This window comes from Flavobacterium galactosidilyticum, from assembly GCF_020911945.1.
Classification (GTDB): domain Bacteria; phylum Bacteroidota; class Bacteroidia; order Flavobacteriales; family Flavobacteriaceae; genus Flavobacterium; species Flavobacterium galactosidilyticum.
The window spans coordinates 1,621,635-1,634,767 of sequence record NZ_CP087135.1 but is presented as its reverse complement, the minus strand read 5'-3'; the positions used below and the strand labels follow the sequence as shown (position 1 = coordinate 1,634,767).

Genomic DNA, 13,133 nt, shown 5'->3' with positions numbered 1-13,133 from the left:
AATACACTAATAACAATCCATTCTTTAATAATTACTAAAAAAATCTTTAATAACTTTAGCAGTAAACAGTTTTGCACCAGCGTCATTCATGTGACCACAAGAGGAAAAATACTTATCTTCAAGCACTACATTCTCATAATTATGAATTTCAGGATATATTTTATTTACTTTTTCAAAATAATCCAAACCCTTTGTGTTACTGCACATAGGAGTCATAATGGCAATCAAATTGATATCATTGGTTTTACAAATTTCTTTTATCTCTTCATAATATTTATTGTGAATTGGTTTTAAAGCCCTGATATCATTTTTCATATTTCCTTTTTTATTTTGCAACGCATAAAACCCTCCATTTTTGAGTGTGTTAGTCTGCTCATGAATCAAACGGTTATACATTTCCCGAAAACCAATTGCGTTATCAAATTTTATATAGCGATAAAAAGGAACGTAATAAATTAGCCTAAAATCCGGTTCACTTAAAAACTGTTTTTGTATCGGCTCTGAAAGATGAATATAAGGTAAAAACTTAGCAGTAACAGCATCAGACCGACTTTCATTAGACAGATTTAAATCTGTTTCTAATATTAGGTTTTTAATTTTATATTTTCGCTCTACCATTAGTTTCAGCAATAAATCGGCTTCAAACAAATGTCCGCCACTCATTCCGTAATTAAAAGCTTTTATTCGTTTTTCTTCAAACAGTGCCGTTACAAAATGATTATTGGCTCTGGAGGAACCCAAAACTACCACATCATATTCTCTAGCATTTGAATTGTAAACATAGTCTATTTTCCCTCTATAGGAGGAATTCAAATAAACTTGAGTATATACAATGTCTAAAATCACTAGCAGTAAAAAGGTTAGTAAGAGAATTTTGGCTGTATAAATTAAAAACTGTTTCATTTGTAAATTCTATTAGTGTTTTTTCAAATCATTAAAAACAAACAATTTGATAATTCAACTCGTTCTATCATGACGTATCTTCTTTTAAAACAATCTCGACTGCGCTCGATTTGGCAATAGAATTAAAGTCGATCTAAAAGCAATAATTACCTATCTTCTTTCAAAATAATCTCGACTGCACTCGATTGGAAATCAAAACTGAAAATAAATAAATTCTTTGTAATCAGAAAAAGTTCCTAGCGCTATAATCGCTGCAATACATAACGCTACTTTTAATGTGCCGTATCTTCCTGAAATAGGCTCCACTTGCGTTCTATAATTCCATTCTACTAGTACAAAAGCACCAATTAAAAGCAGAATTTCATAATTATAGCGTTCGTTTTCTAAATATTGAGACTGAAAACTTCTGTTACCAAAAATACCTCCAATATAATCAAAAGCTTCGCCTATTGATTTAGCACGGAAAAATATCCAAGCGAAACACGTCAATGCGAAAGTGCTTAGGATATTCAAAAAAACTTTAATGGAACTCCAATCCCATTGTAGCGCAACCATTTCTATATTGGAGCGATTTCTTTTTAAGAGCAATAGCGGTAAAAAATACAACGCATTAATAAACCCCCAAGCTATAAAAGTCCAATTGGCACCATGCCAAAAACCGCTCACCAGAAAAATAATAAACGTGTTACGAATTTTCATCGCATTGCCACCATTGCTTCCTCCTAATGGAATGTATAAATAATCTCGGAACCAGGACGAAAGTGAGATGTGCCAACGCCGCCAAAACTCAGCGATATCTCTGGAAAAATACGGATAATTGAAATTACGGAGTAAGTCGATTCCAAACAATTTAGACATCCCCAAAGCCATATCCGAATAGCCCGAAAAATCTCCGTAAATTTGAAACGCAAAATAGACTGCTCCCAAAATTAACGATAGCGAATTCATAGATTCATGATTATCAAAAATGGCATTGGCATAGGTAGCACACGTATCGGCTATAACCACTTTTTTGACTAATCCCCAAATAAACTGGTAAATTCCCTCTTTGGCTTTTTCAAAATTAAAAGTTCTTTTAACTTTCACCTGAGGCAATAAATGAGTCGCTCTTTCAATAGGTCCCGCCACCAGCAATGGAAAATAACTGACAAACAGCGAATAATCGACAAAATTATGTTCTGCTTTTATTCTTTTTAAATAAATGTCAATTACGTATGACAAGCCGTGAAAGGTGTAGAAGGAAATACCCACAGGCAGAATTACGTTGAGTAGTAAAGGACTTGTTTGCATCCCAAACCCATTCAGTAAATTTGAAAATGAGTCCGCAAAAAAATTATAGTATTTAAAGATGCCTAAAAATCCGAGATTTATGGTGATCGTCATCCAAAACCATAATTTTCGACCCATTGCAGTCTTGGCTTTTTCAATGCGAATGCCTGTATAATAATCTAAAAACGTAGAGAAAACCAACAAGAATAAAAAACGCCAGTCCCAACAAGAATAGAAATAATAACTCGCTATAATGAGGACTGCATTTTGGGTATTCTTGTTTTTATTAAAAACAAACCAATACAATACGAATACTATCGGCAGAAAAACAGCAAAAGCGAAGGAATTAAAAAACATAGGAACGCAAAAAATTCATTACTAATTAAAAACGCAAAGAACGGAATTATTATTAAGAAATAATTTTTTTAATAGACGTCCAAATTCGGCTCGAAGCTTCGGCTGGAGGATGTTGGTTAATGATTTCAAACCACTGCTGTGCACTTTTAATAGACGGTCGATCATCCACAATTACGCTCTCGATTATTCCGGCTATTGATTCTGGATTGTTTATCCATAAAACAGCAGTTTTATTTGGCATGGACCGAAAATGAACATAATCGTATATTTTTTTCACAGACCAATTCTTCAAATTTTTACTTGCAACATCATAATTTATAAAAGCACAAGACTTATTATGAGCCACATAATCAAAAACCATAGAGGAACCTAAATTAATTACCATTTCAGTATGGGCAATCGTATTTATTTGCAAATCAGCATCAGCTTGAGTAGGGAGAATAGTATTCCACTCCGCACCTACTTTTTCCCAAAGTGGTGCAACCGCAGTAATTACGTCTTGATAATCATCCAATACTTTATCGAAACGACTAGAAAAATCAACTGGACAACGACGAAAAACAATACCAAGCAAATGTCCTCTTTTATTCAGTTTCCGAATGGCAATTGCAACATCTTCTAGGTATTTTGGATCATTCGGGCTTGTTGTAACATCATCGCCAGAATAGCAAATGTATTTTTTATCTAAATCCAGCTTGTTTTGTTCAAAAAACGCCACTCTGGATCGTAATTGACTAGAATCAAAATGAGACTCGAATTGTGGTGTTCCAGTAATAAAAATTTGATCTTGATTAATATAAGGATAATAAGAAAGCAACTCCTGCTTCATATAATCACTCCATACAAAGTAATAATCAGTTTCGACCACCATCGTCGCTTTCGGGATATTGTCCCATGAAAAAATAAAAGTAGCTGTAGGAATTCCTAAATCTTGAGCTGCTAATACAGGCGCTATAGCAGTCATAGGACGTTGATTTGTACAAAAAACCAAAGCGGGTTGTTCCTTTTGTAAGGTTTTCACACTTTGACGATAGTGTAAAGTTTTGCGTTCCTTGTTTTTTATTTGCTCCCGAATGTGCGATAAACCTCTTTCGGTAGAATGGGTAATGATCAGAAATTGGGTAAATGCGCTTTTTAATGCTTTTTTTATACCATCATAAGCAAACGGAAAGCGATACGAATCATACACAGTATCTTTATTTCTAGCTACACTTTTGCTTAACTCAATATGCTTACGTGCATTTTTATATAGTTCAGTAAACGGATGCGATGCTGAATTTTGAATTTTAATTTCCTCAAATCCCAAATCTTTTAAATCAAATGGGGTAGCATTCCAATAGGTAATAGCAAAATCCTCATCAATCCCTAATTGATAAAAGTTAGAAAAGGCAAAATTCCGCAGTCCTACACCATCGGGTAGTAATATAAAAATCTTCTTGTTTGGCATTAAAAATATTTAAACTGTTTTGATTATTTACGGACCAAATATCGTTATTCTAGTTGGAGTTGAAAAATAAAGTAAACGATTCGCATCAAACTTTATGAAATCCAGATAGATTGATCCATAAATAAGACTTATACAAACAACTAAAATTCAATTTGATAACGTATTATTCGCTTGAGGTATAAAAGACTAAATTACAAAAAATTAGTACTTATTTTCAGGAAAAATATTGGAATTAAAAACTGACCATTTATTCTTCAAGGTAAGAAAAGGTTTTTCTAAAAATTTATGTGAAAGACCAGCAATTAAAACTGTGATAACAATTGACGAAACATATAAAGCTACATCATTCATGATATGAAACTTCAAAAGCACATTTATACATAATACAATGGCAATTTGATGATACATATATAAACCATAAGAAATAGTACCCAAATAGTTAAAAAACTGATTTTCCAACACTCTTAAAAGTATTTTTTTGTAAACCAAATTAATTATTAAAATTACAAACAACAAAGCATAAAAAAGTGAATTAAAAAAAGGTACTTCTACATCATATAATAAAGCCATTGTTAAAACAAAAATTGACAAAATTAAACTTACATTAGCTGTTATCAATTCAATAGATTTATCAATTTTGTAAAAACTATAAGCTCCCAAAGATCCTAAAGTCAATGCATCTAGTTGAAGCATATTACAATATTCCCTGATCAAAACAATGTATTTTATACTATCAAATAAAGATAAATTAATGCAAATAATCACGATGTAATAAAATGAAATTATAAACAAAAACATTTTTTTTAGATTTTTAATCCTATTTATTATTATTGGCCAAATAGCGTAAAATTGTTCCTCAGTCCCGATAGACCATGTTTGTGTTGCAAAAGGTATTAACTTTATACTAATCAACAAATTTGGCAGAAAAAAAGCAAATAAGAAACATGTTATAAAAAATTGAATATCTGTGTCGAATTCCAAACGAAAATGAGGTATTTTAAAAAGATTGAAATAAGGTAATACGAATAAAGAAAGTAGCACTATAAAGTAATAAAGAGGCCAAATTCGTAGAATCCTTCTAAAATAAAAAAAACTAATTTTAATCTTACCGTATCTTTCTTTTTCATGCAGCAATAAGTATGTAATCAAAAAACCACTTAAAACAAAAAATAAAGTCACACCTAGTTTCCCAAAGACTTTTACATTATGAAAAGTATTACCAATGCCAAAATATGACTTATTTAACTCAATATGACTCAGTATAACCATAAAAGCAGCAATACAACGAACTCCGTTAAGATTTGGCAAATACAAACTATCTTTTGTCATTTACCATCTTATTTATAAAATCTGCATAATCTAAATCTTCAAAGGTATCGATATCAACTTTTGCAAAAACATGATCTACCTCCAGCGGATAGGCATTTTCTGAAATTATAATATCCTTCAAAATCAAATCTGCTTTTGTTATATACAGTAAGCCATTTTCAAAGTACAAAGGCTCTAAATCCTGACTGCGTTGTCCTATATTGTAATTAAAAGGATGGTATTTATGTCCTATTATTTTTCCAAATTTTTGATGATTTCTAGAAACTGTAAATAAACTATCGCAATTTGATTTGTTGTAAGTCTCAAAAGCCTGGTTCAACAAGTTTTGCGGACGCAACGGGTTTGTAGGTTGCAGCAAAACTACATTTTCTACATCGCGGCTATCAAGCACTTGCAAAACATGTTTCATGGCTGAAATAGTTGGTTCTAGATCACCAGAAAGTGATGCCGGCCTATCGATGACTTTAGCTCCATGAGCTAATGCAGTGGCCTTTATAGTGGAATCGTCTGTTGAAACATAAATTTCATCAATTAGCGTTTCATTCTGTTGTGCATAAATAATAGAATGCACTAATAAAGGTAATCCTGCAAAAAACTGTATGTTCTTTTCGGGAATGCGTTTTGACCCTCCACGCGCGGGAATGATAGCTATGTTTTTCATTTACTGCATCCTTTTTTTTGCATTATCAATAATTGCATTCATACCTGAATTCCAGCTTTGAGTAGTATATAAAAAATTTGGGATTACAATTGCAGTATCTTCTTTTTGATTTAAAAACTCTAAAATAGCCGCTTCCCATTCCTGTTGAAAATGAGGATTGATTACCAACTTTCCTAACTTTCCATAGTGCAATACCTCAGGGATACCGCCTAAAGCCGATGCAATACAATAACAACCTGAATGCAAAGCCTCTAATAAAGCTAAACCAAATCCTTCATGACATAAAGAGGGAAACAAATAACAATCTGCCATTTGATACAACTTAGGAAGTTCTTGATTTGGAATTTTACCCAAAAAACGAACGCCATCAACTGGGCTGCTTCGAGTTGCTCCTACAACCAAAAGAACTGTGTTTTTATGGTGTAAGTGTATCTTTTTCCACACATCTAAAATAAAATCTAGTCCTTTTTTAGGGAGGTCTTTTGAGCACCAGATAAATACTTTTTTATCTTGTAAATCTGCTTCCTCCTTTAGAATTTGTTTTTGTTCGGATGTAACTTTTTTAAATTTTGAAGTGTCAATTCCATTATGCAATACAGAAAATCGTGTTGGCAAAACGGTGTAATAATCTTTATGCGCTTTGTAACTGTCATGAGTAAGTAACACCATTTCATCAATAGATTCAAAAAAATATCTTCCTCCAAAATTTTCATAAAAAGGAGGAAATCCATGGTAAAAAAACTGAATTTGACTATTTTGTCGCAATCCGTTTTGCATCAAAAATTCTTGCAATGGTTTTATAATCCCAAAATTATCAACAACCTGAATGATATATTTCTGATTCTTTTTCACTATTTTTTTTAAAGCATCAAAATAAGCCAGATACGGTTGTTTGAAAAATTTCTGTTTGATTTTTAAAATCGTATTAGGCGAAACAAACTCGTATTTTACGGTGTCAATACGTGATTTCGGCTCTTTGCAAATAATATAATCTATTTGATGATTTGCTTTCAAATAATTATAATACATCACAGTCCAGCTACCTATATGAGCATAAGGAAGTGGAAATTGCGATATTAGAATTACTTTCGGCATTTGTTTTTTTTGTAAAAATAGTATTTTCTAGACTGATTCCTTTTTTATTTTGAAACAGATACTTTTTAAATCATCGCTAATTGTAAAAGTGTATGGCAATTGATGATAAAACGAAATAATGTGCAATAACAACATGTCATTTATTTCTTTTAAACTAAAATAATTGGGCACTTTTTTACCTGCAATTTTTTTTAATTTATATTTAATCGAATTTTCAAATGAATCTTCTTTAAAACAAACTGATAAAATTCCGTTTTGAAACTGTGGCAATTCAACAAATAAAAAATGAGTTACACTTTCCTTTGTATTATTGATTACTATGTGGGTATCAAAATCATTTAATTCGTTAAAAGTAGTTGCTGAAACGGTTTCTCCCCACGTTTTATAATTAGCCATTGTTACCCCTTTCTTTTGGTTGGAAATTAAGTGTTGGTGGTTTAACTGAACAACGCCTTTCAATTGTAACTCCTTTTTCAATACATCCGTTTCCCCTTTTCGATAGCTTTTATGCCATTGGTGCAACAGTAAAATTTGATCATTGTAAAAGAGGCTTTCAATTCCAGTTCTAGTCAATCTGTTATGAATATCGATATCTTCGGCTCCCCAGAAATGCAAAAACTCATCAAATCCATGAATTCCCTTAACGGGTTGTAATGGAAATAATGAAAGCCCTTGAGCACCTATTTCACTAGAAAATGAAATTTGATATTCAGAAAAATTTTTTGTCACACTAGTTTCTGGTTCACTCAAAAAACCAACTTTAAAATAATAGCATCTAGCTGAATTGGCTAGATTGTTTAGAATAGCAATACAATCATTTCGGAAAATAATATCAATATCTGCGATAAATACATAAGGTGTTTGAACCCTTTTTAAACCAATATTGATGGCTTTAGACCTTGACCACGGTTGGTTAAGGCTGTAACTATACTGATACGTTGCAAAACTATAACTCAAAACTAAGTCCTTAACGGAATCAGCAAACGGAATAGTAGAACCATAATCTACAAATAACACTTTGAAATCTAGATTATCTTGATGCTGTAATGAATCTAAAGACCGCTTAATTCTAGCTAATTCTCTGTTGCGATAGGGATAAATAATGGTTATCATTTCAAATAGTTTTTGGCGTCTTCTTTTCTTAGTCCTTTCCAAATTAAAAAAAACGTCATTATTTTTTTATTTAAAATAAACTTTCCAAATAATTTTGTTTTAAAAAAATAAAGCCACTTTGCATTGCACTGGGTCGTCTCTAATTTAAAATCAAGAATCTGATCAGGTTTTTCTAATTTTGAAACTTCCTCAATCATCCAATCTTCAATACAATTTCCCATGTGATACGCATAATTATTAGCAGTAGACAAACGCCAAAAACCTTTTTTCACGACTGGTAGATCTAAAATTTTGCTCTCACTATCTCCCCCAAGTTTATAATTTGAGTATTTAATACTGCTATTTTTAAAAATACTAGCTCTATAGGTTGCCACAAAATGTCCTGCACCTACCACTGCTTTACTATCATTATGAGTAACTGTCATATACTTTTGTAATTGAATCTCGTTATAAAACGCCGGATTCCCAACACTATGAGCAAACATTTTTAAGGCATCTCGATTTTCAACTCTAGAGAAATGTAGTCTTTTTGAAAAAAACAAATCCCAATATATATTTGCCGTATAAGTTCGTAAAGATCTTGAAGATGGTGTGGGACAAACAACACCCGTTTTAGGAAAAGCCTCAAAAACAGCATAAGTTGCCTTTTGCCAATTTGGTAAGAATAACACATCAGCATCTGTAACCGTAACCAAAGAAAAATCATGCCCCACAATTCCTTTTAGAATTGCATTTAATTTGCCAATATTACTGGTATTGATAATTTCTTGAATTTCCCCATCTAAAAATAACTTATTTAGATAAGCAATAACTACATCACAACTGCCATTATTTACAATAGTAATGTATGTTTTTTTATGAATAGTTTTAAATAGTGAATCAAGACATAATTTGAATATTTCAAGACTATCTTTAAAATAACCTTCTTCATTAGGTATATAAACAGGAACAACAACCTGATGAAAACAATCAGATTCTTGCTGAGGTTCGTCTTTATGTGGATTAAAACCTAGTCTCATTAATCAAATTATAAATTGAAATTACTTTTACTCTATTGGTCTTATAATCTAATCTGTCTTGAGCTAATTTACTGTTTATTTTGACAGCATTTTCTGCAAGCTGGGGTGATAATAGAAATTTCAAAATAATATTCTGGACATCCATAATCGATTCCGGATTTTCAATCAAAAAACCATTCACCCCATTTTCGACTATTTCGGCAGTAGCTCCCCCAGGATTTGATTGTATCGGAAATGCACCCATTATAAGTGCTTCAAGTAAGGTATTGGGTATTCCATCTGAAATACTATTACCGATATATAGTAATGATTTACCCATTAACCCCATTAATTCTTGATGAGAAAGCCCATGCCTGTCAAAAAATTTAAAGTCAAGTTGATTAGCTATTATGTAATTAATTACATTTATGTGCGAGCCAAAAACTATAATTTCATAATCTAACTTTAATTGTTGTAAAGCTTTTATAATGTTTAGCCCTCTTCCAAACTCATTTTCATAACCTTTGACCAAGATAATTTTTCTTTCCTCAACGGGCAGTTTACATTTTTCTAATTCCGCTAGTTTATATCCCGTACCTCCAGGAATCACACCAACATGTTTCCCAAGAAAACCTATTTTTTTGGCTAAAGTAAAATCCCTATTGCAATCCGTGTGCAAAAAATCTACTCGTTGTAAAACTTGTTTTATTTTTTTTAAGTGTGTTGAAAATTGCTGATAATAATACAAATCATTACCCCAACACGAATAGAGCCATGGAATGTGTGGGTATTTTTGCATTGTTTTTAAAATAGGGTACGAACAACTTTGCATTTCAAAACTATGAACAACATCAGGTTGAATTTCTATAATGATTTTTTCTAGCGCTTCATTGGCAGTGACTTCCAGAAACGGAACTATTTTTTTATAAATACGAGGTGCTTTCTTACTTAAAAAATATTCCCCTTTTACAGTAGCTATTTTTCGTTTTTTCCAATCCGGAAATTGACAAACAGAATCTAAAGTTTCTAATCGACCTCTTCCTAAAACATCAAACCAATATAATTCAAATGAACTATCTTTTAGATTTTCTATCCAACGGATTACATGAACGGAAGGCATGGAAATAAAAAGAATTTTCATTTATTTTAATAATTTATACCCTTTATTAAAAAGACTAAAAACTGTAAAGCCATATATAGTTTTAAAAAAACCTCTGAAATCGAACATTTTTAATTGTAAGATTACAAGCATTTTCAAGTAATAATATTTTTTTTTATCTTTTATAATCATTGCTTCTCTCAAAATAAACTTATATCTATCTTTAATATAATTTTGTAAAATACTTGGACTTGCAAGCCTATTAATCTTCAATAATTTCAAATGTTTTCTTCTCGCCTCAAACTCTGATTGTATCTCGTTAAAAGTAAGTTTATTAATTTCCTGAGAAAGAGAATCAGCTTGTACTCTATATAAAATCAAAACCTCATTACTGTATGTTATATTAGGTTTTTGATAAAACATTCTAAGGTTAAAATCCCAATCGTCCAAGTTCGTTAGACTTTCGTCAAACAATTGCTTTTGTTTTTTTAAAAAAATTCGTTGCCATAGTGGTCCCGAAATATAAAATGTTACATTTCCAATTAAGTAATCTTCAATTAAATTTTTTGAAAAAATTATGTTTTCTCTAATTGAAATCCTTTTTTCAAAATCAAAATAACTCAGTTTGCAAACACTCATTTCTACATTTTTTGCAAAAGACAAAACTTGCTTCTCTAATAAATAAGGTAGCATTACATCATCGCTATCAAACCATTTAATATATTCACCATTACTCATTTCAAAACCATAATTTCTACAGGAGTTGGGGCCTTTTTTTTTATTATCAGGTCTTTGGTGGTATTGAAAACGATTGTCTTTTTTAACATACTCCCTCATGACTTCAGCAGTAGCATCTGTACTACTGTCATCTACCACAATACATTCCCAATTAGAGTGCGTTTGCGTAAGAATACTATCGAGCGTTTCACCTATTAAATGAGCTCTGTTGTATGTTGGTATTATTATGGAGATTAACATTTTTCAATAAAATAATTAATTTTTGAATCTAAGAATTTATTTATTCTATAACTTCCTTTCTTTTCTAAAGGATATTGAAGAGCAAAATATTTTAGTCCCAAAAAAAAATTAAACGGTAATGACGATCTGAAATTTCTATAAAAAAATAAAATATTCAATTTATATTCTCTTTTACTTAAACGAGTGTCAAGTAAAAAACCATTCATTATTCCAAGAAAATTTTGCTGTAATTCTTTTTTAAATTTTATCTTTTCATTAGAATTAAATAATTGATTAAGTGTCTTTAATAATTCTAAATGGCTTTTGAATAACTTTTCAATAAATACTTCATCTTTATATTTCAAAGAGTTTTCTTCATATATTCTATAAAAACAATCGGTACTTTCTATAAATTTGAATTTAACATTAAAATCATACACCACTCTCAAATTAAACTCATCATCATCAAACATATCTAATTCCTCATTAAATCCAGTTTGCGTTAAAAAAAAGTTTTTTTTCCATAAAGGTCTTGTCATATTCCATGGCAATGGCCCCGTTATGAATAGACCAATCAATTTTTCTCTACTAGCATCAGTCAAATCAGGATATTTATAATTTTCGAACCTATTGTTTTTGATTAACCCCATCGAAAAAACAGCAAAGTCCAAAGATGGAAATTTTTCAAAAACTCCTAATCTAGTTTCTAAACAATCCTCCTTTAAAATATCATCCGAATCAAGGAACAAAAGATAATCCCCAAGACAATTTTCAACACCATAATTTCTACAACTATTTGCTCCTTTTTTTTTGGTCGTAGGACGAGAATAAATTTTAATTTTTTTATTTTTTACTTCATATTCCTTAATAACATTTAAAGTTTCATCAGTTGAACCATCGTCCACAATAATACATTCCCAATTGCAATAAGTTTGCAAGCAAACACTTTCAATTGTTTCTTTTATCAAATGAGCTCTATTATACGTTGGAATTATTATGGAGACTAATGAATTCATACCTTTTTAAAGGCATAAATAATTCCTGAAATAGGAGATAAATTTCTAGAAAAGAAATCAAATCCTGACTTTGATAAAATTTCTTCAATGACTTGAGAGCCCTTATCATGCCATTCAAGCATAAAAATATCTATTTGATTAATTGTTCCTGATTCAACCAAGTTCTTAAATATTTCATATTCAGCCCCTTCGCAATCCATTTTTACAATGATTTTTTTATTATCATTCTCATTTAAAATTTTAGAAATTTCAAGAGAAGCATCACAAATCTCAACCTCTATTTCAGAAATATTTTTATTATTTGAATAGCTCGGACTTAGTAAACCTCGAACACCAGTATTGCCCTTTATAAATTTATCATAAATAAATATCTCTTTTCTAGCTATATCACCTAAACCAACATTTTTAATCAATTCGACCTTATGAATTTTTTCATTAATTTGGAAGTTATATTTTGCCTGATCAAAAGTATCTTTGACAGGCTCAAATGCATAAATTTTCTCAACATAAGCTAGTCTTGAAAAAAAAAGCGAAGAAATACCAATATTCGCACCAATATCAATTATTATAGCTTTAGATTCACTTTTGAAATTATAATCATTTTCGATAAAAACCTCACTCAAAATAAAAAATTCCTCTGGGCTTTCCACATAAATAGACATATTTAAAATACTAACTAAAAAGCCTTCCTTGTGATTTACTATAGATAAATTATCATAAGCTTCGTCTAATGCTAAAACAAACTTTCTCGCGCTAAACAATAAATCAAAATTTTCTTTAACATTAAATTTATTTAAAGAATCTCTTTGGTTTTGTTTGATTTTATTCTTGTTTTCAATTTTGTAACCTAATTTATGTATTAGACTGTATAAGTATTTTCTCATGGGCT

The 13,133-nt window shown here is 30.7% G+C and carries 12 protein-coding genes; all 12 read right to left on the bottom strand.

Going from position 1 to position 13,133, the window contains the following annotated elements:
* Positions 1-24: 24 nt before the first annotated feature.
* Entirely contained in the window at positions 25-903 is an 879-nt protein-coding gene (locus tag LNP27_RS07120) for a hypothetical protein (protein ID WP_229943907.1), read from the bottom strand.
* A 192-nt stretch (positions 904-1,095) separates the two neighbouring features.
* Entirely contained in the window at positions 1,096-2,529 is a 1,434-nt protein-coding gene (locus LNP27_RS07115; protein ID WP_229943906.1) for an MBOAT family O-acyltransferase, read from the bottom strand.
* A gap of 52 nt (positions 2,530-2,581) precedes the next feature.
* A complete protein-coding gene (locus tag LNP27_RS07110; protein ID WP_229943905.1) occupies positions 2,582-3,976 on the bottom strand; it encodes a glycosyltransferase family protein in 1,395 nt (464 codons plus the stop codon).
* A gap of 201 nt (positions 3,977-4,177) precedes the next feature.
* Positions 4,178-5,305 carry an acyltransferase family protein gene (locus LNP27_RS07105; protein ID WP_229943904.1) on the bottom strand — a complete coding sequence of 376 codons (1,128 nt, stop codon included), beginning with the start codon at positions 5,303-5,305 and terminating at the stop codon, positions 4,178-4,180.
* Positions 5,292-5,966: an acylneuraminate cytidylyltransferase family protein gene (locus LNP27_RS07100; RefSeq protein WP_229943903.1), complete on the bottom strand. Its 675-nt coding sequence runs from the start codon at positions 5,964-5,966 to the stop codon at positions 5,292-5,294. Before LNP27_RS07100 ends, LNP27_RS07105 begins: the two co-directional genes overlap by 14 nt.
* Entirely contained in the window at positions 5,967-7,061 is a 1,095-nt protein-coding gene (locus tag LNP27_RS07095; RefSeq protein WP_229943902.1) for a glycosyltransferase family 4 protein, read from the bottom strand.
* Positions 7,062-7,088: 27 nt separating this feature from the next.
* Complete coding sequence (locus LNP27_RS07090) at positions 7,089-8,174, bottom strand: glycosyltransferase family A protein (protein WP_229943901.1); 1,086 nt, start codon at positions 8,172-8,174, stop codon at positions 7,089-7,091.
* Positions 8,171-9,193, bottom strand: coding sequence for a glycosyltransferase family A protein (locus tag LNP27_RS07085; RefSeq protein ID WP_229943900.1), 1,023 nt, complete (start codon positions 9,191-9,193; stop codon positions 8,171-8,173). Before LNP27_RS07085 ends, LNP27_RS07090 begins: the two co-directional genes overlap by 4 nt.
* A complete protein-coding gene (locus tag LNP27_RS07080) occupies positions 9,177-10,313 on the bottom strand; it encodes a glycosyltransferase (RefSeq protein WP_229943899.1) in 1,137 nt (378 codons plus the stop codon). Before LNP27_RS07080 ends, LNP27_RS07085 begins: the two co-directional genes overlap by 17 nt.
* The gene (locus tag LNP27_RS07075; RefSeq protein ID WP_229943898.1) at positions 10,314-11,249 is read right to left on the bottom strand and encodes a glycosyltransferase family 2 protein; all 936 of its coding nucleotides are present in this window, start codon (positions 11,247-11,249) and stop codon (positions 10,314-10,316) included.
* Complete coding sequence (locus LNP27_RS07070) at positions 11,243-12,244, bottom strand: glycosyltransferase family 2 protein (protein ID WP_229943897.1); 1,002 nt, start codon at positions 12,242-12,244, stop codon at positions 11,243-11,245. Before LNP27_RS07070 ends, LNP27_RS07075 begins: the two co-directional genes overlap by 7 nt.
* The gene (locus tag LNP27_RS07065) at positions 12,241-13,128 is read right to left on the bottom strand and encodes an FkbM family methyltransferase (RefSeq protein ID WP_229943896.1); all 888 of its coding nucleotides are present in this window, start codon (positions 13,126-13,128) and stop codon (positions 12,241-12,243) included. Before LNP27_RS07065 ends, LNP27_RS07070 begins: the two co-directional genes overlap by 4 nt.
* Positions 13,129-13,133: the final 5 nt, after the last annotated feature.